Raw genomic sequence first — 21,063 nt, 5'->3', positions numbered from 1 at the left:
ATTACTGAACGCACGTTGTCACTGTAATTACTGGGCGTGTGTCAGCGCCGGCAGAGTTGTTATATTCTACCGTACACTCTGCACCGCTAGCCGCCGGCGCCGTAGTAGAGTAACCAGCATGCGCGATAGGGTAAATAAGTACACTGCTCGTTAATGCCGCTACACCAAATTCAGCCGCGTCGTAGTCTAACAATGCCGCAACGTTTGCCGCAGTTGCTTCAGGATAGCCAAAAACAACAGAAACATTCGAACTACCCACATCAACGCTCTCAGACCCATCGCTAGTGCCCGTTACGCCATTTATCAACGCTTTGCCATATATCACTGACGCTGAAGATTCTAACGACCCTTTAATGCCTTCCAATGTAGCATCACGCGCATCATCTTGAAGGTTCAAAAATTTAGGGGCCGCTGTTACCGCTAAAATACCTAGTAGCACAATAACGATAATGAGTTCGATTAGGGTAAAACCCGCTTGTTTAGTATTATTTTTCATAGTGTTTTTCCTGCGCATTTATAATTAAAAAACTGAAACTTGACCTGTGGCCGGATTGTAAATAAATCCATCAAACGCTACTCCGTCAGGTACCCCATCAGTAGGTGCAGCGTTATTTGGTAGCCCCATAGATTCTACGAGGTAATATACACAACGCGTGTTAGCACCCGCATTATCGGTACGCACCGCATAGCGAAACTGTGTAATTGCATTGGTGTCTGTAGATACGGTATTCGTTGGCGCAGCTTGCAATATAAGGTCGAAGACATTTTTGCATTCAAGCGAGTCCATCGCAGTAATCAGCGTACTGCCATTCGCGCTGCCCGTTGGATAGCCAATAGTGCCATCCACGCCTACCTGAGTTTGGTCGTAATTAACTAGCGTACTATTAGCACTGCCGTTGTTCCCATTGGGACGGCCTTCCACCTCCCATTGGGCTCTTACCAACCCTACCGCAGCGGCAAAGCCTCCAGCGACACCTTCAACCGCCGCCTCTCTCGCTTCGTCAGTAACATCAATAAAGCGTGGAAGCGCTGTTGCTGCCAATAACCCTAAAATAATAACAACAATAATTAGCTCAATAAGCGTAAAACCCTGCTGCTTCATTTTTATCCCTTCCTATAACGCGTGGTTTCAATTGCCTGACTTTATGCAGACACCACGTCAACTAAGCCTGTACCCGCATAATACGTAAACCAAAGCACACTATCTTTTGTATAAACACATCGTAAAAATTGGTTTTTATCTCGTTCGCTTTGTACACCAACGGTATGTTCATATGCATCTAGCGTATCTACATTAAACGCAAGCGCTAGCATATCATTGCATGCACTTGAGGGTTTATTTCGTAACCCTTCTGGCCACCCATGCTGATTAACAGCAATATAAAGTGACTCACCTTGCATCGCGACCGCAGCGTCTTCACCCTGCGGCGCAATCTGACGAACGGCTACGTAGTCTTGCTTACTTTTAAGCCACCAACCATGTGATTGCATGACTACGCGTCTAAATTCTGCAGTTGCCGTTCGTAGCTTGACCTTTTCGGCTTCATCATACACCGACAACATGTTTCTAATATAAACACTGCCTAACACCACAATGACCAAGCCAATAACGACAGTATTAAATAAACGTTTCTCTGCAATGGCCATATCAACCACCTTTAACGGCTGACATCATGCTCCACATTGGTGTGAATATACCAAGCGCCAAAACCAGTACCATTATGGCCACAAAGCCAATTAATATGGGTTCAATCTTTGCCGTAAGGCTTTTTAAGTCAAAGTCTACTTCACGCTCGTAATAGTCAGCGCTTTCTTCAAGTAATGGCTCAAGGCGCCCTGTTTCTTCCCCCACCGCCACCATTTGCAGCACGAGGGTAGAAAACAGCCCACTGGCTTTTGAAACCCTTAGTAAACTTTCGCCTTTCTCTATACCTTTACGCATTTCTCTAATTTGTTGCTGCATGTAGGCGTTATCTACTGCGTCTGCCGTTAGTGACAAGCCCGCAGTAAGCGGCACCCCTGCGCGCAATATCATCGAAAAACTGCGACCGTATCGTGACAACAAGGATCGCTCAATAATACTACCAACAATAGGCAACTTTAGTTTAATTTTGTCCCATTTCAGGCGCCCACGAACAGAATTAACATATTGTTTTATAAGTACAACTAAAGCAACCATTATCAGGATTAAAAGCCACCAATAGTTAACGACAAAGTTTGATGTACCAATAAGTATTTTAGTCATTAAAGGTAAGTCGGCACCAAAGCGGCTAAACATTTGCGTAAATACCGGTATAACGAACAAGTTCAAAATAAACATTGCGATAACGAGGGCGATAACGACAAATGTTGGGTAGCGTAATGCAGATTTAATGCGCTTTCTTGTTTCCTGCTCTCGTTCAAAATACAGAGCAAGCTGCAAAAATACGTCATCGAGCTTTCCCGTATTTTCGCCAACGACAACAACTGAAATGGTCAACCTGCCAAAAACCTTTTCGTATTTTGCCATGGCAGAAGATAACGGCCGGCCTTGTTCTAACTGATTGGCAATGTCTTTTAAAATTGCTTGAAAGCGGCGGTGAGACGCATTTTCACTTAACCCATTTATCGCTCGGATAATAGGAATGCCCGCCTTTTGCAACGAGTACATCTGACGGGAAAAAATAATTAATTCATTTAAGCCAATAGCAGGTTCAAGTAATTGAGAAACGTTAAACCCGCTCTTTTCAACCATAGGTTGATTGGTTTCAACGATACTACCGGGGATAATTTTTCTGCCTAACAGCATTTGCGCTGCCGCTTGCTTTGATATTGCATCAACGGTTCCAGCGGCTTGCTCGCCGCTATGCAATTTCCCGGTGTACTTGAAAGTTGGCATTAGTGGTTAACCACCTCAGGCACGAATTCCGCCACCTTAAACACCTCATCTAGCGATGTTTTACCCTCAGCAGCATAATCTAAAGCCATATGTGAAAGCGGCACAAAGTCTTTATTCTCATTGGTTGCATCAACAAAACCTTGCGTATTATCGCCTCGAAGCGCTTCCATCATGTCTTCGTTCATTTCTAAGAATTCAAACACACCGATTCGCCCTCGATAACCTGTTTGATTGCAGCTATTGCACCCCATGCCACGATAGAAAGTCGCATCTGCTAACTCAGGCTTTAAAAACTTCACCCATGTTGCTTCTTGGTTAGAAGCCGGACGCTCTGTTTTGCAGTTGTCACAAATTCGTCTTACTAGACGCTGAGCAATGACCCCTCTTAACGACGTTGCAACGAGATAAGGGGCAGCGCCCATATCAATTAAACGTATTGCACTAGAAACCGCGTCGTTAGTGTGAAGCGTGCTAAGCACTAAGTGACCGGTAAGCGCGCCACGCAACCCTATTTCAACAGTTTCTTGGTCACGCATTTCGCCCACCATAATAATATCTGGGTCTTGACGAAGCGTGGTACGCAAAATAGCGGCAAAGTCTAACCCGATTTTGGTATTAACTTGCACTTGATTGATGCGTGGAAGACGATATTCAATCGGGTCTTCAACCGTAATAATTTTTAAGTCTGGACGGTTTAATTCACTCAACGCACCATAAAGCGTGGTGGTTTTACCCGAACCGGTAGGGCCCGTAACCAAAATTAAGCCATGGGGACGCTTTATTGCTGCTCTAAATTTTTCTGCCATGACCGCTGGCATACCGGTTTGATCTAACGTTAATAAGCCTGCTGACTGATCTAACAAACGCATAACGACCGCCTCGCCATTAGATACAGGCATGGTAGACACACGCACATCAACACTGTGGCCTTTCACTTTAATGTTAAAGCGCCCATCTTGCGGTAACCGTTTCTCAGAAATATCTAACCCAGACATAAGCTTTAAACGAAGCACTAACGCAGACGCTATTTTAACTTGGTCTAGGGTATTTTCTTGCAATACCCCATCTACTCGTTGACGAATACGTAGCGTTTTTTCATCGGGTTCGATATGAATATCAGAAGCCCTTACCTGTACTGCATCTTCAAAAATCGACTGAAGAAGCTTGACTACCGTTGCATCAGAGGTGCTTTCATCGAGCGCTGATAGTTCGAACTCGATATCATCGTCATATTCCTCATCCAGTTTTTCTGCGAATGAAGCTATTTCCTGCGTTCGACGATATACAGAGTCAAACGCTTCAAGCATCTGACTTTCTTGTACAATCGCAAGATCCATATTTCTTGGTTCAAACAGCGGTCCAAGTTGATCGAGCCCACCCAAATCCGTCGGGTCGCTCATACCAAGAAGCACGTTTTCTTCGTCAGCTTCGATAACGAGAGCACGATAACGTCGGGCGTAGGTTTCAGGTAGCAACTGGGCATGTTCTGGCACAATGTTGCGCTGCGATATATCTAAAAATGGAACATTTAACTGCTGCGCTAAAAATCGCAACAGCTGGGGCTCGCCAATAAAGTTTAAATTGATGAGTGTGTCACCGAGCTTGCGGCCGGTGGTACGTTGCGTTGCAAGCGCTTCATCTAATTGCTCACTCGATATAATGTTCTCATGAACCAATAAATCACCGAGTCGCATTTTTAATCGAGGGCGCATTAATTCTGCTCCTGTACTAAGGATAACTGTTCAACGGCATAGCGCTCGGCCTCTGCCGACAAGCCACCTTTCGCTAACGCGTGTTGATATGCGCGCATCGCGGATTGCGTCATGCCTTGCGCTTGATAACTTATGGCAAGTGCAAGCGACCACTTTCCCGCTGTTGGCTGTAGCTGTGCCATTGCGTTAAAGGCTGAGACAGCCATAGCATGTCCACCAAACGCCTGTGCTGCTGTGCCTTTAATAATTAAGTAGTCGCTTCGCCCTTCGCGTAACGCTTTACTATCTAGGCTGTTAGGTGACACGGCAATAACGTCTTGGATACGGTTTAATTCTACAAATATTTTTGCACTTAACTCTCGCCACACGATAGCAGTTGGCTCGGTTTGTATACCTTCAGCTAACACCGCCAACGCACTATCAACATCACCTTCGGTGTAGAAAACAGATACCAGTAATTCACGCGCTTGCTGGTTCATTGGGTTGGCAATCAGTGCCTGCTTTGCACTATTTTTTGCCTCGGTAATAATGCCAAACTCAAATGCTTTTTGAGCCGCTTCGAAGAGGTCATCACTTTGCTGCTGAGGTGTTTTAGGCGTAACAAGCACATTAGGTTCTCGCGTAATAATCCGTAGTTCATCTGCTTGTGATGAGCTTGGTTCAGCCTGCGTTGTTTCGGGTGCTGGTAAAGGCGCTTTGGCGGTGGGAATACGAGATACTTGGGGCTGAGTATTACGCGCTGCGTTAGCGTCTACAGCATAAGATTCAGATGAATCAGCCACAACGTTTTGGCCAGTGATATCGGCGTCATCATCACTGCGCTTTTCAGCACTACTTGCTGGCAACGCGTTGCTACCAGCGCGATAGGCTTTCTCATCATCTGGTGATGGAGCTTCATCGAATACTTGCTCAGACACTGCACTTGCAGGCTTCATTGCTAGTAAATCATCTTGGCTTAAAGGCGGCGTTGTTAAACCTTCGCGTTCGTTACGTGAACCTTGTGGTTCAGACGCATCAGTAGGCGAGGTAGAGGCACGTGGCGCAACGGCTGTTGGCACTGGTCTGTTAGCCTTATCAGCTGTGGGTAAAGACTTATCAGGAACAAGGGTAACGACAAGATAGACGATAAGCACAATAAAGCAGAGTAATGCGACGCGAATATAAGGAAAACCACTAGATACTTTAATGGTTGGCGGTAAACCAAAATCATTTTGCTGGTGCCGATCATCCAACGACTTTAATGTCTCATTGAGCAAGCTCATAAGCCGCCCCAAGATGCGATATAGGCGGCACCAACAACGATGCCTGCGCATAGCGCGACAACATGCCACTGACGGGGCACTACGCGATATTTACAGTCTTCTGTATCGAGTGCTGCCGTTATAGCATGCTTCAACGTCACCGTCGTCTTTCCTTCGCCATAAGCTTGCAGCAACATTTTATGGCAAAGAATGTTAACTAATCGCGGTATTCCCTTTGTAACATAACCCACAATGTTGCAAACGGGTTTTGGAAACAAGCTCCTGTCGCCACCAGCGGCTTCAGTGCGATAACCGATATAATAAACCACCTCTGCCGACGTCATAGGGCGCAATGTGTAGGTGAAACTTATACGCTGACGAATCTGCCTTACTCGTGCATTTGCCAATCTATCATTTAGTTCGGGCTGCCCAAATAATACAATCTGAAGAAGCTTACTTTTTTCTGTTTCCAAATTACTGAACAAACGAAGCATTTCTAATGCATCCCAGCTGAGCGATTGCGCTTCGTCGATAATAAGAATGGCCTGACGCCCCTCTCGCTTTAACGTTAACAAGGTGTCTTCAATAGTACTATGAACACTGTCGGTGGTTCTTAGTGTCGAGCTATCAACACCTAACTCTTTAGCAAACGCTAACTTAAGCTCTTCTGGCGCCAAAAAGGGGTTTGGCAAATAACAGGCAACAAATTTATCATTCAGATGATTGATTAGCTTTCTGCACAGCAATGTTTTTCCGGTACCTACTTCGCCGGTTACTTTTATAAAACCTTCGGACATACTTAACGCTGAAAGAATAACCTTTAACGCTTCGTTATGAGGTGCTAATGCGCAGAAGAACTCCGTATTCGGTGTAAGCGAAAACGGCATTTCATCAAAGTGAAAAAAGTCCTGATACATATTAGTTTTGGTACCACTTATCCAACAGGCTTTGTGTTCTCGCTTTCTGCTTTTCCCAAGAATCAGGCTGGACAACAGAGGGGCGGATCAAGATAACCAGCTCACGTTTACTCTGTGTTTTACGGGTGTTCTTGAATAAATTTCCGAGAACGGGAATATCACCCAGCAGCGGTGTTTTCGATTCTTCATCACTGGTGATGGTTTCCATCAACCCACCAATAACAACGATTTCACCGTCTCTGGCACGAATGACCGTGTCAGACTCGCGAATATTACTTTGAGCAAGTGGTAACTGGATTTGTTGCTCACCCACTTGAATGCTTTTGGTTTGCTCGGCCGTTTCTGTTACTGAGGGGTGTACGTGCAAAATGACTGAGCCCCCGCTGTCTATTTGCGGTGTGACATCTAATGCTATGCCCGAGAAAAAGGGGGTCAGCTCAATATCATTTTGATTTTGGGTGGTAGCACCACCTATGCTGTCACTGCTTGACACATCAGTGACAAAGTACTCGTCTTGCCCTACTTTGATAACGGCTTTTTGATTATTGGTGACCGTGACTCGTGGGTTACTGAGCATTTGCACATCACCTTGGGTTTGCAGCATGTTAATTACGCCGTCGAAGTCGCCGCGGGAGATTCTTAAGGTTGACACTCCCCCTATGTCAGTTGATATTGCATTGCCTATGCGGTTTACCGCATTCACCGCAGGGTTAACGCCCGAGGCAAAATTAGACGCCAGCGTACCACCACTTAGTCCAAAATTTACCGAACCGCTTAATCCGCTGGCTATGCGGTCCCAACGTACCCCTTGCTGATAACCATCGTTCAGCGTAACTTCTATAATTCGCGCTTCTAGAACTACCTGGCGCTGCAAACTTTCTTGGCTTTGTAGTAAGAAGTCTTTTACCACCGCGATTTCGCTTGGCAATGCGCGAACGGTCACAAGCCCTGATTGCGGTGATACGATAATTTGACGACCGTCGGTTGGCGTAATTAAGATACCCAATGCTTCTTTTAAGTCTTTCCAAAAATCGTTTTCACTGGTGGTTTGAATATTCGAGCCATTCAACTGCTGAATATTATTACCCACACCATTCATGCCACCCGCACCAGCTTGGCCGCCAGCTATATTGTTGTTGCCGTTAATTCCATTGTTATTCATATTGCCGTTGTTTTGATCCTGCTCGGTAACACCACCGGCGATCACGCTGACATTTGAAACGCCAAAACGTTTCATCATTAAGAAGTTAACTGGAATCGACTCGGTTTTCATTTGAGCCGGCATCACCTGTACCACTTTGCCCTCTCTAAATACGTCTAGGGGGTACATTCTCGTAATAATTTTAATGACATCGTCTAACCCCACTTCTTTCAGCGTTAAGCTAATTTTGCCATTCACCGCGGGGTGTACCGCCACACTGTATGGCGTGCCATCGACCAATGCATCAAAAAATGGGCGAACGTCTACATCACTGGCCACCACATTAAAAGTTTGCTGCGCGGCACTTGATACGACTGGCGTGAAACCGCCCACTGATGATAATAACTCTTGCGCAAACTGTGCCGGTACTTGCTGATTAGTACTTGGTGTTGAAGAAAGCGTATCAAGCTCTTCACTAATGTGAGGTTGAACTTTTTCGCCTACCCCATAGGTTTGGCAGCCTGCAATGGCAAGCGCAAGCAAAAGAAAAAGCGTTCGTGCGGTGTAATTATTTTTTAATTTCATAGGAATACAATTTAAGAGTTTTACGCTCACGCCCATTTTCAATGACCACATTTCGTTTATTAATTTCTGTCACCACGTAGTCTCCGAGCGCATCACCTTCTTGGTAATACTTGCCTGAGATGATGGCACGCATAGTGTTTGACTTAGTAATTATTGACTGCAGCACAAAGCCAGATAGTTGTACATTATCGGCACTTTTCTTACCACTGGAAAAACCACTAGGGGGTTTAGTCGGGTCTTTAAGTGTGGCTGCACTCACCGGGTAAGCACAAGCTAACAAGACAACCAGTAATAACCTAAAGTGAAATAAACGTTTCATTGCTACTCACTGTTGCCAAATTTAGGGTTAAACGCGCTGTCGGATAGGTATCTACCTGATAGTCGAAAGAAGTTACAGCCACTTTCTGATTAGCTTGCTGCAAACTCTCAAGGTAAGCACGCAGAGAGAAATAGTCACCTTCTACGCTTAATACCATGTTATGGCGGTAGTACATAACGTCGGCTTCGGGGTCGTCCCCAAGCCGAATAACATCAGTGCCAAGGACATTGAATTGCAGTGGTGTTAGCGCGGGTTGCTCGTTCAATAACGTCATTAGCAACTCTGGCATATTATTCGCGCCTACAAAGCCTTCATTTATTGCGTCAAGTTGCGCATTAACCTGCGAAATGGCCGCGATAGAATCATCCACCGTTGTTTGTAGTTGCGTTTGGTAGTCAACCGTTAACGCTTGCTCTAGCGCGTCTTGCTGTACTGTTAATGCATATAAATCGCGCGACGCTTCTGCGTGAGCGCGTTCGATGTTATCTAGGCTATCCGTTTTGGGCAATAGTACAAACCAGACAAATAAGTAGATAATTAAGCCCATGCTAACGTAGAAAATCAGCTTTTTCTCACGTTGTTGAAGCGCTGAGAAACGCGAAGACAGTGTTTCCCAATTATTCATTGCTGTCTCCTTTTGCACGACTGGAGATAGTAAACTGCCTAACGGCATTGCCCGCTTTCACTTCGTCTAATTCAACAATAGAGAAGGTCTTCCCCTTAAAAAAAGAGGCGCGTTGAAGTGACTTCAGCCAATTTGGGATAGAGGACGGGGTGAGCGTCTCTCCCGACAAGCGAATATCATTGTTCGTGACGGCAATATGCGTCAGCCAGAGTTCATCGTTGTGATAAGTCGCGAGGTCGTCCATAAGCTGCCCGTAACGGGTTGCATCGAAAGAAAGCTCGCCTTGGTTTAGGTAACGCACCAACGCTTGTTTATTAGAAAGTTCCTCTTGGATACTGGCCAGTCGCTGCTCTAACGCTGCCGTATCGCGTTTCGCGGCCAACTGAGTTGTCAGTATTGATACCGTATCTTGCTTTGACGCAATGGTTGCGCGCAAGCGACTAAGCGTTTTTTCTTGGCTTCCTTCATAGAGACTAAACCCAATAGCAACACCTATAAGAATTGCCAATACTATGCCATTAATTCCTGCAACACGTTTAAGCGATAACGCATCTTTTTGAGGTTTAAGTGATGCATGATAGAGGTTTACCGTGCGCTTCATTCAGCGTCTCCTGTCGCGTAAAAGGCACTTGCTAGAGCGAAATAACAGTGACTACTTACAACATCGGCAAGCGGCAAAACAGGAATAAATTCAGCCATATTAACAGGTTGAAAAGGCTTCAGGCGTTCAATAACCGGCGCACAGTCGAATTGTGTTTTAAACAAAACTTCTTTTAGCGGAGGCTGTTTTAACTGCGATTCATAAAAATCCATTGAACGCTGGATTTCTAACCCTAGTGAATCAGCCACTTGTGATAAATCTGTTCCTTCCTGTAATTTAGGAAGGTAACCACGCAGTCGCCTTGCTAACCAAATATGTTTGGCTCGCACTATCATAATGAAAGGTTCACTTGAGGGCTCTTGCACAATGATTAGTCGAGCATAATCATCGTCGGGCAACATGTCGCTAACAAGTACCTCTTTGACGTGGATATGCTTTAAATGCTTCGATTTATGTTTTTCTATTGTGCCAACCAGTGAAGAGAGTTGCGTTTTCTCAGCGACAAACACGTCTATTTTTTGGTTGCCAGACCGCTGTTTAACCGGGTAATCAACGTAATCTAAGACGATATTTGACGCATCAAACGGAACCACATCGCCAAGCAGCCAAGGGAGCGCTTCTACAATGTCATTTTCTGGTACGTCTGGTTTCTCGGTTTGCACTACATGGTATGACTCTTGAGCCAGCGTAAGCGTTACCGCGCACGGTTGCTTGTCCCATTGAGACAATACATCAGCAATCTGCTGTTCTATACTTGAAGACGGGCTAAGTGCTTGCGTGGTAGCACTTTCTAACTGCCATGATGCATCGCCTTTTTTAATCGCAACAACGCTCAGCCCCGACGTATCAATTGCAATACTGACGATGAGATTATTTGTCTCTTTTTGCGTGTTAAAAAAAGGAATTTGCATAAGTCCACTTTATTATATTATTCGTGCGGTCGCTCGCGCTAACTTAAACCATAACTTTTACAGGTATATTGGTACACCGTTGCGTTAGGAAAGTATACTAATTATCTAAAAATAACAAATGGATGCCAGGCGTTAATCAATGGATTTTATGACTTTTCCTGTTGTTGGAAAGTAGTCAAAATATTCACCAGAGCTTAACCGGTATCGACACCACGACACCGTAGTATCGTCATCGGTATCCTTATAATAATCAGCATGCACCCTAAAGCCATCAACACGCATTGGTTCAGCAATCATATAAGACCAAATTTTCTCGCACCCTTCCTCTGAATCATCCGCCATCGGCCATCCCAGGTAACTGAGCTTTACTGGGCTTCTGTTTATTTCTCGTCCTTCTTTGTTGTAGTGAACGAGCATGATCATTGAAGTAGGTTGTTCGGCTTTCCACTTCCAGTGCGCTGCAGTAACATGGTCGGAGAATTTAGTCGCTAGCTGTTCAAATGCAATCATCGTGGTATTGTCTGAACGGGTATCAAGCCGACTAATAATAGCCACAGCTATGGCCGCAAAGAGGATGACCATTATCGCAGCTGCCCAACTGTTATTTTTTGAATTATGTTTGGTTTCTTGCATGACTATGTTGTCTCTTTATTGCTTTCAATACATTATCGGCAGGAACGGTTAAAGATAGAGTGTCGACATGTAAGTAGTCGCAAACATAGTAGGGGAATTGCACTGTGTCATCTACGAGAATATTACTCTCTGCGTTTTACTAAGCGAGAAACACCCCAGAATTCGCTATTTTTCTCCACTAATAACCAGCCGCGCTTTTCTAATTGCCGTATTAAAAAATAGTGGATTAGGCCATGTCCGAATAGCACAGCCCTAGACTCTGACATCATAATAGATTCGAGGTGTTCGGCAAGGAGTACTACGCGATACTTCGCGGCGTTAAACGATTCAAACTTTCCTTTTTTACCTAAAAACCAAAGTAATCGCGAGACAAGAACCCAGTGCCATGCTTTCATGGTGAAGGGAAGTCGGTAGTAAGGAATATCCATTTCTCTTAAGAGAGGCTGTACTTCGTCAATATCGACAGCACCATACGCTGCTGCGCTCAACGACGCGCGTTTCAGCGAACTCACAATGATATAACTGTCGATTAGCGGTTCAAGAACGGTTGGTTTACTTTGAGGGTCGAGAGAGGACAAATTATAACGACGGACCCACTGCGCATAAGCGCTAGCGCTTACCTTTTGATTATGGGCTGATGACGGCTTTCCGTGTCGAATCAGTACAATTTCCTTATGTGTTTTTTCAACACGCGTATGCCGCTGCGTTGAGGTATATTGTTTATCCACACTTACCTCCTTGTAAGGTTTTACCCCCCCTCTCTATCGTCGGCCTCCATCACAGGCCAACAATACCTATTTCCACGTCGCTAAGCAGAAGCTTGAAGTTCTGCATCGTTGTTAACAGAATCGTTTATGTAACGTGATAGCACCGATTGCTGTTCAGCACTTAAGCGAAGACCGTGCTTTGTTCTGCGCCACAACACGTCCTCTAGTGACAACGCCCATTCTCGTTCAATGAGGTACTTAACCTCGACTTCAAACAAACCACTGCCGAAATCGACTCCCATCTGTTCAATGCTGCTTTTTCCATCCAGAAATTTCATACACAACATGCCATATTGGCGTACGTAGCGGCGCACCACGTTTTTCGGTAACCAAGGAAACTGGGCTACCAGTGTTTGTTCTAAAGACATTTGATCGCTAAACGCGCCACCTGGCAACGGCACACGTTTTGTCCACGCCTTTCCGGCTTTGGGGAAACAGGTTACTAACTTATCGACAGCATGTTCAGCAAGCTTTCTGTAAGTAGTAATTTTTCCGCCGAAAATATTAAGCAATATGGGCTCACCTTTTTCACCGACCAACTCTACTTTGTAATCGCGAGTAAGCTCTTGCGCGGAGGCATTAGCCTCTTCTAAAAGCGGCCTGACACCGCTGTAGCTATGCACAATATTATCGGTTGTGATTTTCGTTTTGAAATAGCCATTTACAATGTCGATAAGGTAGTCAGTTTCTGCACCAGAAATTGCAGCGTCTGACGGATTGCCTTCGTAATTTTCATCCGTTGTTCCCACCAAAGAAAAGTCATCTTCATAAGGAATAACAAAGACAATACGACCATCCTCATTCTGCAGAATATAGGCTTCGTCGGTGTCATAAAGTTTAGGAATAACAAAGTGACTGCCTTTCACCATGCGCATGGCGTTGGGGTTTGACGTATCAGCCAGCCTATCTAAAAATGAAACCGCCCATGGGCCAGCCGCATTAACGATAGCACGCGACTTGCGTGTAAACGTTTTCCCTTTATTGTCACGAAAAGTAACTGACCATAATGCATCTTCTTTTACCGCTGAAAGACATTCGGTACGCGTATGAATTTCGGCACCTTGATCTTGTGCTGCTAGCGCATTTAGCACTACCAGGCGAGCGTCATCCACCCATCCGTCAGAATATTCAAAGCAGGTGGTAATATCGCTGATTAACGGGCTATCAGGCGTGTTTTTTAATTTTTTAGAGCGAGGAAGTATATTTCGTTTTGCCAGTGAATCGTATAGGAATAGCCCAATTCGAATCATCCATGCGGGCCGAAGGTGTTTTTGGTGAGGCAATCTAAAACGAAGTGGCCACATAATATGTGGTGCTTTTTGCAGTAATACTTCACGTTCGGCTAGCGCTTCTTTTACTAAGCGAAACTCATAGTGTTCAAGATAACGAAGACCGCCGTGGATAAGCTTACTGCTTGACGATGAGGTCGCCCCAGCTAAGTCACCTTTTTCAGAAAGTAATACTGACAGGCCTCGACCTGCGGCATCTAAAGCAACACCAACACCATTTACACCACCACCTACTACGATGACATCGTAAATTTTATCTTTGGTTGTTTCGCTCATTTCTCGGCCTCATAGGAATTTCGCATAATATGGCTATTTGACAACCAAAAGGAAACCATGTCAACACAAAACGAACATAAACGAACATTACAATCTTGTACAATTTGTTAAGAACGTGATTAACAATGACGCTAGGTAAACAAATACGCCGCTTACTGGCACGCTAATCCGGTGTGTTTATGGTCGCGGCAGTGCGTTATGCTTTTACGAAGCTAATGTTGTTTTCACTGATGATTTTTTGAATTGATGTGGGGGGCGTTTTGTCACAAACGAGGCAGTCGACTTGTGAGATATGGCCTTGCTCAACCATGGCTCTGCGCTCGAATTTGCTATAGTCAGCGGCTAAAATAACATGCTGTGTGTGCTCTAGAATAGCTTGTGACACTTTCACTTCTCTAAAGTCAAAGTCGAGCAGTGCGCCGTCTGCACTGATACCACTTATTCCGATAATGCCGTAATCCATTCTAAATTGACTAATAAAATCACAGGTTGCTTCACCAATAATTCCGCCGTCTCTGTAGCGCACTTCACCTGCGGCAATAATGACCGAGAAATCTTCTTTCGCCGATAAAATCGTCGCGACATGGATATTATTGGTCACAATGTGCAAATTTTTATGGTGCAGCAACTTTGTTGCGATAAGCTCAGTTGTCGTCCCTATATTGATAAAAAGCGAGGCACCATCGGGGATCATCGCGGCTACCGACTCTGCAATACGTTCTTTCACGTCGCTGTTTTGTGTTTTGCGCTCTTGGTATGGGGTGTTCTCCCAGCTTTTACACAGCCCAGCACCACCGTGGTATCGGCTGACTATCCCTTCGTCGGCAAGCTGGTTAAGGTCACGGCGAATGGTTTGAGGCGTGACCGCGCATGATGTCACTAAGTCATCGATAGACATAAAGCCGTGTTGCTTTATTAGTCCTACAATCTTTTCATGCCTTTGCGCTTGGTTCACGGTTGCCCTGCCACTGCTTTTGTCTCTAATACGCTCAGTATACCGACATTTGTTAACTAACACTAAGCATAAACGAACATAACAATGTTCGTTTTCGAAAATATGACATTGTTAAACGGGTGTAAATGGTGCAAACTCTGTAGAAAAAAGCTAACAGGAGTGTGACATGGGACAATACATACTAGCCATCGACCAGGGTACAACAAGCTCTAGAAGCATTATATTCGCACCAGACGGCACGATTGTAGCGGTATCTCAGCAAGAATTTTCACAACAGTATCCTAAAGACGGATGGGTTGAGCATAACCCTGAAGAAATTTGGGATAGCGTAACGAAAACCATGCGAGATGTATTTGAGAAATGTTCCCTTTCACCTTCAGACATCGCATCTATTGGCATCACGAATCAGCGTGAAACAACCCTGGTATGGGACAAAAATACCGGCGAAGCTATTTACCCTGCTATTGTTTGGCAAGACCGACGTACCGCAGATAAATGCCGCAGTCTTAATGATGATGACGCGCTCGTTGACCATATTACCGCGTCTACTGGGCTACTGTTAGACCCCTACTTTTCTTCGACAAAAGTGGCTTGGATCCTTGAAAATGTTGAAGGCGCACAAGAAAGGGCAGAGAACGGAGAGTTACTGTTTGGTACGGTTGATACTTTCCTTATTTGGCGTCTTACTGGCGGTACGTCCCATAAAACTGATGCAACAAATGCATCTCGAACGATGTTGTTCGATATCAATAAACAATGTTGGGACGACAAACTGCTTTCAACTTTTAATATCCCCGCATGCATGCTTCCTGAGGTAATGGACTGTGCTGCTGAGTTTGGCACTATCCAAGCCGATATTCTCGGACATTCACTCCCTATCCAAGGCGTTGCTGGCGATCAACAAGCTGCGCTAGTCGGGCAAGCATGCTTTGAAAAAGGCATGGCAAAAAGCACCTATGGTACGGGCTGCTTTATGATCCTTAATACCGGTAATACTCCGCTTCAGTCTAAGAACCGACTGCTTACCACGGTAGGGTATCGTATTAACGGTGAAACGACTTACGCACTCGAGGGCAGTATTTTCATGGCTGGCGCCACCGTGCAGTGGCTACGTGATGGGTTAAAGTTAATTGATGATGCATCAGAGACGGAAGCCCTTGCACAACGCGCAAGACAAGATAATGGCGTATTCTTAGTGCCCGCCTTCACCGGGTTGGGCGCACCTTACTGGGATCCAGATGCACGTGGTGCCATTCTTGGTCTCACTCGTGATACCGGCATAAGCGAGATCGTCGCTGCAGGATTGCAGTCAGTATGCTACCAAACCAAAGACCTACAAAAAGCCATGGAAAGCGATGGCGCACGTCCTACTAATATCCGGGTTGATGGGGGTATGTCTCGTAATGATTGGGTTATGAGCTTTCTTTCAGATATTCTCGGCGCAGAAGTCGAGCGGCCTGTTATTACCGAAACGACCGCTTTAGGCGCCGCTTTTCTCGCAGGCCTTCAGGCGGGAATATTTGCCTCAATGGATACGCTTACCCAATGTTGGGAAAGTGACAGCGTGTTTACGCCACGACTATCAAAAGAAGAACGCGACGAAGCTTATAATGGCTGGAAAGCCGCTGTAGAGCGTATTCGCTGCTCCTAGAAACATCCTTCACGTTGTATGTTTAATAAAGCGCGGTAATAAACCGCGCTTTTTTTATACGAAAATATTTTTATAACATTGTCATTACAATCATTTTTTGTGTTACTATTCAGAAACAAGGTAAACGTTTCACCTTTTTCCTTGTTTTAAAAAACGTATATATTTCATAAGCTTGAAAATAATAATCAGAAATATCTACCATAAAAAGTGTAAAAGTAATGTTAATAAGCTTGATCCGCACATACTAAAAACGTAATTTAGATGCAGAATACGTTAAAACGTAGCCTACTCACGGAGAAAACACAGTGACACATAAAATAAACACATCACAGTTTGGCCCTATAGCGAAACGCTCACTACTAGGTGTTGCGATCGCCACTGCCCTACACGCACCAATTACCTTGGCTCAGGAAGATACTCAACCTACTGAAGACCAAGTTGAAATCATTGAAGTAAAAGGTTTTACCAGCTCACTTAAAGCGTCGATGCTTGATAAAAAAGCATCGGATGTTATTTATGACGGCATTACTGCTGAAGACTTGGGTAAATTCCCTGACCAAAACGTTGCTGAATCACTGCAGCGTATAACAGGTGTTGCCATTGACCGTTCTGGCGGTGAAGGTCAATTTATTACTGTTCGTGGTTTTGGCCCAGACTTTAATACCGTATTGGTTAACGGTCGCCAAATCGCAACTGAGAACCAAGGCCGTGCATTTAGTTTCGATACCTTGCCTGCAGAACTTATCAGTGGCGCAAAAGTCTACAAGAGCCCACTTGCATCAATGCAAGAAGGCGGGATCGGTTCAACAGTCGAAATTACGACAGCTCGTCCGTTCGCATTTGACGGGTTTAAAGCTGTTGCCAGTGTAAAAGGCATGTATGAGGATCTTTCAGAAGAAACATCACCTCAAATGTCGGGCTTAGTAACGAACACGTTCATGGATGGCAAACTTGGTGTGTTAGCATCAGCGTCATTCCAACAACGTGAATTACAAACGAATATTCTAGAAACTCGTTATTGGCGTCCAGGCGTAAGCATTACTGACCGTTCTCAGTTAGATAACCCTGCTTATGCTGATTCTGCGCAATACAACGGTGTTTTTATCCCGCAAAACTTTGACCAAATTGTTGACCTTGTTGACCGTGAAAGAACGTCAGGCAACCTTGTTGTTCAATATGCACCAAATGACGATATGACCCTTACCCTTGACGGTCTATACTCTAAGTTTGAAGTTGATTCAGATGCACACAGTGTTGGTCACTGGTTCTCTGATGGCAACCTAGACAATATGTCATTTACCGATAATGGCAGCCTTTCTGGTGTAACCAGTACTGTTGTTGATGGTGTGGGCGGTGCAACCGACTTCATTCGTCGTCGTTATGGTCGCGATGTTGAAATTCAGGCGTTTGGTGCTAACTTCGAGTGGTTGGTCAATGATAACCTTACGGCCAATATCGACTTGTCTACGTCTACCGCAGAAGATAATAGCGGTGGTGATAACTTCTTTACCGTTGTGGGTTATAACAACGAGTACAGCGTTGATTTTTCTGGCTCTACACCTACATTAGCCGTTGCTGGCGGTGACGCAGCATTACAAACGCCTTCACTAGGCCGTATGCATTACAATGAGCGTAATGGTTTCGACACAGAAGATACGATTTCAGAATACCGTGCGGACTTCACGTGGGTTCCTGATTCGGATAATGCCTTCTATAAAGCCGATTTCGGTGTTTACTACCAAGACCGTGAAAAATCAAACACACGTCGTTTTGCCTCTGCATGTGGCGTTTTCTGTGGCTACCAGGTAGATTTGCCTGATGAGTTGCTTACTGTATTTACTGCAGAGAACTATTTCTCAGGTGTACCTAATCAGTGGCTTACTTACGACCCTGAAGCATTCTTTGATTACGCAACGTCTGATGCAGGTGTACAAGCTTTAGCAGATACCTACGGTATCCCATTTGAAGCCGCTCGTGCAGCCGTTGATGCAACCAACATTGCTAACCCTCAACCAAGTAACGATTCATTCGTAGTCGGCGAAGAAATTTTAAGTGCATACGCACAGTTCTATTTCTCAACTGAAATTTCAGACATGCCGTTAGACGTTAACTTCGGTTTCCGTTATAGCGAAACGAATACGTCTGTAGATGGAACAAGTCAGCAAGTACAAGATCTTGAACCCATCCCTAACGATCCGTCAGACTTAAACGTTGTTTTCGCTACCGCAGCGGGTACGCCGGTTAACGAGACAAACAGCTACTCGTCGTTATTGCCTAACGTAAACGTTAAGTTGCAACTTACCGACGACCTTTACCTACGTTATGCTTACGCAGAAACGCTTACTCGCCCAATGATGGACGATTTGGTACCTGTGTTTAACGTAACCGTTTCACGTCCAGGTAACCTTCAAGCGCAAGCTGGTAATACTAACCTACAACCCTACAAAGCGACTAGCTGGGATGTATCATTAGAATGGTATTACGATGACACTAGCTACTTCTCAGCAGCAGCATTCAATAAAGAAGTTGAAGACTTCATTGCTTCAGCAACTGCCGATGAATCACTATTTTTAGACAGCGGCGAGTATGTATTTAGCGTACTACGTCCTAGAAATGGCGAAACTCTTGAAGTTGAAGGTGTAGAACTAGCATGGTTACATACGCTAGAAAGTGGCTTCGGTATTCAAGCGAATGCGACAATTGTTAACTCTGATGCAGAGTTCAGCTTGCCTGGACTTGGTAACTCTCAGAACATCACGTTGTTCTACGAGAAAGATGCCTTCCAAGCGCGTATAGCATTGAACAACCGTGAAACTTTCATGCAAGAGGCGGTAAGTTCGTTAGGTGGCACAGAGCCACGCTTTACAGAGACTTACACGCAAGTTGATATGAGCGTAAGCTACGATATCGATGAAACGTTTACGGTATTCTTCGAAGGTATCAACATTACTGAAGAAGAATTAACGCGCCGCGGTCGTTTATCTGAGCAGTTTGTTCAGCAAGTAAACGATGGTGCACGTTATGCAGTTGGCGTTCGCGCTAGCTTCTAATACTATCTGAAGAATTAAGGGGGCATTTTAGCCCCCTTTTGTCTTTTTCTGCTGAGGAGTTTTTCGTGTCAGGCAGCTTAACCCAACTTATTGTTTTTATATTTATTACTGCGCTTATCGGGTTGCTTACCTATTTGAAGTGTCGTGGGCACGGCCATAGTAAAGCAAGTGAAAACAAAGAATACTTTCTTGCTGGCGGAGGGCTGACATGGATTTTCGTCGCCGGTTCAATCACGTTAACTAATTTAAGTACCGACCAACTTGTTGGAATGAACGGTAACCAAATGGCACTGCTCGCATGGTGGGAATTCGCCGCTGTGGTAGGCCTTATTATTTTAGCTCGAATTTTCCTTCCTGTTTACTATCACTATCAATGCACTACAACCACCGAGTTGTTAGAAATGCGCTACAACAATAAGCATATTCGTGCGTTGATTGGTTTGCTCTTTTTTTTAGGGAGCAGCTTTATTTTTATGCCTGCGGTAATTTATTCAGGCTCGTTGTTTATGATCAACATGTTCAACGTTGATATCCCACTGATGTACGTTGCGACCGCTTTTGCACTTATCGGTGCACTATATGCCATTTTCGGTGGTCTTCGCGCCGTAGCTGTATCTGATACTTATTCTGGCGTTTTATTACTTACTATGGCGATTGTCGTGGTGGTACTTGCGTTTGTTGCAATCGATTTTGATTTTTCAGGCATCCCAGCAGAGCGTTTAACGTTGATAGGCGACAATGACTCTCCTTTGCCTTGGCACACGTTGTTAACCGGCATGATCTTCATACAAACCTTCTACTGGAGCACTAACCAAGTGATTACGCAGCGAGCAATGGCTGCCCCTAACTTGAAAGAAGCACAGAAAGGCGTGTATGCCGCAGCCATCATTCGTTTTATTATCGTTCCAACCATTATTGTTGTTCCAGGGATCATCTCGTTTAAGCTGTATGGCGATATAAACGACGCTGCTTACGGAACTCTTGTTGGCGATGTACTTCCAGATTGGTTATCAGGTGTATTTGCAGCGGCGTTGGCTGCAGCGGTATTAACCACGTATAACAGTAATCTAAACTCAGCGACTGCACTGTATGTGTGTGATATTCACGAAGCCTACTTCCAAAAGAAACCTAACGTTGCGAAATTAAGCGGTATTGTTACTGCAATTTTAACGGTCGTGTCGCTTCTTATGGTGCCGGTTTACGCGCAAGCAGAAAGTATTATTAACTTACTGCAACAGCTATTTGGGCTGCTGAGCATGCCAATACTTTCCATTTTTATCGTGGGATTATTGTTTAATAACGTTAATGCAAATGCCGGTATAGCGTCTGTTATTTTTGGTGTGTCACTTTATGCTTACTTTAGTTTTGTACACGCACCGTTTGGCTTACATTATATCCATTTAATGTTGGTAACGTTGGCGGCTTGTATCGCGCTAGCGCTTCTGTTAAACAGGCTAGTATTTAAACAGAAAGCAGAGTGGCGCGGTCGACTAATCGACGCATAACGATAAG

General features: G+C 44.8%; 19 protein-coding genes. 3 read left to right on the top strand and 16 right to left on the bottom strand.

Annotated elements, in window-relative coordinates; all coding sequences use genetic code 11:
* Position 1 precedes the first annotated feature (1 nt).
* The 16 genes from ACOJRU_RS01225 to ACOJRU_RS01150 all read right to left on the bottom strand — a co-directional run bounded on the left by ACOJRU_RS01225 (position 2) and on the right by ACOJRU_RS01150 (position 14,850).
* Positions 2-496, bottom strand: coding sequence for a type II secretion system protein (locus ACOJRU_RS01225; protein WP_421133254.1), 495 nt, complete (start codon positions 494-496; stop codon positions 2-4).
* Between the two features lie 24 nt (positions 497-520).
* Complete coding sequence (locus tag ACOJRU_RS01220) at positions 521-1,108, bottom strand: prepilin-type N-terminal cleavage/methylation domain-containing protein (RefSeq protein WP_421134687.1); 588 nt, start codon at positions 1,106-1,108, stop codon at positions 521-523.
* 35 nt (positions 1,109-1,143) lie between these two features.
* On the bottom strand, positions 1,144-1,647 hold the full coding sequence (locus ACOJRU_RS01215) for a hypothetical protein (RefSeq protein WP_421133253.1): 504 nt from the start codon (positions 1,645-1,647) through the stop codon (positions 1,144-1,146).
* Between the two features lies 1 nt (position 1,648).
* Positions 1,649-2,878, bottom strand: coding sequence for a type II secretion system F family protein (locus ACOJRU_RS01210; protein ID WP_421133252.1), 1,230 nt, complete (start codon positions 2,876-2,878; stop codon positions 1,649-1,651).
* Positions 2,878-4,590, bottom strand: a complete 1,713-nt coding sequence (locus ACOJRU_RS01205; RefSeq protein ID WP_421133251.1) for a GspE/PulE family protein — start codon at positions 4,588-4,590, stop codon at positions 2,878-2,880. Before ACOJRU_RS01205 ends, ACOJRU_RS01210 begins: the two co-directional genes overlap by 1 nt.
* Complete coding sequence (locus tag ACOJRU_RS01200) at positions 4,590-5,852, bottom strand: tetratricopeptide repeat protein (protein ID WP_421133250.1); 1,263 nt, start codon at positions 5,850-5,852, stop codon at positions 4,590-4,592. The genes ACOJRU_RS01205 and ACOJRU_RS01200 overlap by 1 nt, the downstream gene beginning before the upstream one ends.
* Positions 5,849-6,748: an ExeA family protein gene (locus tag ACOJRU_RS01195; RefSeq protein ID WP_421133249.1), complete on the bottom strand. Its 900-nt coding sequence runs from the start codon at positions 6,746-6,748 to the stop codon at positions 5,849-5,851. Before ACOJRU_RS01195 ends, ACOJRU_RS01200 begins: the two co-directional genes overlap by 4 nt.
* 1 nt (position 6,749) lies before the next feature.
* A complete protein-coding gene (gene mshL, locus ACOJRU_RS01190) occupies positions 6,750-8,474 on the bottom strand; it encodes a pilus (MSHA type) biogenesis protein MshL (protein ID WP_421133248.1) in 1,725 nt (574 codons plus the stop codon).
* Positions 8,458-8,793, bottom strand: coding sequence for an agglutinin biogenesis protein MshK (locus ACOJRU_RS01185; RefSeq protein ID WP_421133247.1), 336 nt, complete (start codon positions 8,791-8,793; stop codon positions 8,458-8,460). The genes mshL and ACOJRU_RS01185 overlap by 17 nt, the downstream gene beginning before the upstream one ends.
* On the bottom strand, positions 8,771-9,418 hold the full coding sequence (locus tag ACOJRU_RS01180) for an agglutinin biogenesis protein MshJ (RefSeq protein WP_421133246.1): 648 nt from the start codon (positions 9,416-9,418) through the stop codon (positions 8,771-8,773). The genes ACOJRU_RS01185 and ACOJRU_RS01180 overlap by 23 nt, the downstream gene beginning before the upstream one ends.
* Complete coding sequence (locus ACOJRU_RS01175; RefSeq protein WP_421133245.1) at positions 9,411-10,019, bottom strand: PilN domain-containing protein; 609 nt, start codon at positions 10,017-10,019, stop codon at positions 9,411-9,413. Before ACOJRU_RS01175 ends, ACOJRU_RS01180 begins: the two co-directional genes overlap by 8 nt.
* A complete protein-coding gene (locus ACOJRU_RS01170) occupies positions 10,016-10,930 on the bottom strand; it encodes an agglutinin biogenesis protein MshI (RefSeq protein WP_421133244.1) in 915 nt (304 codons plus the stop codon). The genes ACOJRU_RS01175 and ACOJRU_RS01170 overlap by 4 nt, the downstream gene beginning before the upstream one ends.
* Positions 10,931-11,062: 132 nt before the next feature.
* Positions 11,063-11,563 (bottom strand): hypothetical protein, encoded by a 501-nt coding sequence (locus ACOJRU_RS01165; RefSeq protein ID WP_421133243.1) that lies wholly within the window; start codon positions 11,561-11,563, stop codon positions 11,063-11,065.
* A 122-nt stretch (positions 11,564-11,685) separates the two neighbouring features.
* Positions 11,686-12,291, bottom strand: coding sequence for a phosphoglycerate mutase family protein (locus tag ACOJRU_RS01160; RefSeq protein WP_421133242.1), 606 nt, complete (start codon positions 12,289-12,291; stop codon positions 11,686-11,688).
* Positions 12,292-12,371: 80 nt separating this feature from the next.
* On the bottom strand, positions 12,372-13,895 hold the full coding sequence (gene glpD / locus ACOJRU_RS01155; protein WP_421133241.1) for a glycerol-3-phosphate dehydrogenase: 1,524 nt from the start codon (positions 13,893-13,895) through the stop codon (positions 12,372-12,374).
* Positions 13,896-14,091: 196 nt separating this feature from the next.
* Positions 14,092-14,850, bottom strand: a complete 759-nt coding sequence (locus ACOJRU_RS01150; protein ID WP_421133240.1) for a DeoR/GlpR family transcriptional regulator — start codon at positions 14,848-14,850, stop codon at positions 14,092-14,094.
* Positions 14,851-15,016: 166 nt separating this feature from the next.
* Here ACOJRU_RS01150 and glpK point away from each other — a divergent pair, with 166 nt between their 5' ends.
* From glpK to ACOJRU_RS01135, 3 genes are all read left to right on the top strand, one after another.
* On the top strand, positions 15,017-16,501 hold the full coding sequence (gene glpK, locus ACOJRU_RS01145; RefSeq protein WP_421133239.1) for a glycerol kinase GlpK: 1,485 nt from the start codon (positions 15,017-15,019) through the stop codon (positions 16,499-16,501).
* 305 nt (positions 16,502-16,806) lie between these two features.
* On the top strand, positions 16,807-19,551 hold the full coding sequence (locus ACOJRU_RS01140) for a TonB-dependent receptor (protein ID WP_421133238.1): 2,745 nt from the start codon (positions 16,807-16,809) through the stop codon (positions 19,549-19,551).
* Between the two features lie 65 nt (positions 19,552-19,616).
* Positions 19,617-21,056: an SLC5 family protein gene (locus ACOJRU_RS01135; protein ID WP_421133237.1), complete on the top strand. Its 1,440-nt coding sequence runs from the start codon at positions 19,617-19,619 to the stop codon at positions 21,054-21,056.
* The last annotated feature ends 7 nt before the right edge of the window (positions 21,057-21,063 follow it).

The sequence above is a fragment of the Alteromonas algae genome (assembly GCF_049117195.1).
In the GTDB taxonomy this organism is placed as follows: Bacteria; Pseudomonadota; Gammaproteobacteria; order Enterobacterales; family Alteromonadaceae; genus Alteromonas.
Note: the sequence above shows the minus strand (reverse complement) of the source record. Positions and strands in the feature narration are given on the sequence as shown.